Below are 265 nucleotides of genomic sequence, written 5' to 3' on the forward strand. Positions count from 1 at the left end.
AGTGAGCCATGAAGGATTCGAACCTTCGACCCTCTGATTAAAAGTCAGATGCTCTACCAACTGAGCTAATGGCTCATATATAAAATCACAATAAACAAGCAATTAAAAAGCAGTGCCGGCCAGAGGACTTGAACCCCCAACCTACTGATTACAAGTCAGTTGCTCTACCAATTGAGCTAGGCCGGCTCAATGGTGGAGGATGACGGGCTCGAACCGCCGACCCTCTGCTTGTAAGGCAGATGCTCTCCCAGCTGAGCTAATCCTC

2 tRNA genes are annotated in these 265 nt (G+C 48.7%); both read right to left on the minus strand.

The window, feature by feature from the left end:
• Window positions 1-2: 2 nt before the first annotated feature.
• A tRNA-Lys gene (locus JNO66_RS20365) sits at window positions 3-75 on the minus strand.
• A 38-nt stretch (window positions 76-113) separates the two neighbouring features.
• Window positions 114-186: transfer RNA gene (locus JNO66_RS20370), tRNA-Thr, on the minus strand.
• Window positions 187-265 lie beyond the last annotated feature (79 nt).

This window comes from Alkalicoccobacillus gibsonii, from assembly GCF_016798245.1.
Taxonomy (GTDB): Bacteria; Bacillota; Bacilli; order Bacillales; family Bacillaceae_D; genus Alkalicoccobacillus; species Alkalicoccobacillus gibsonii.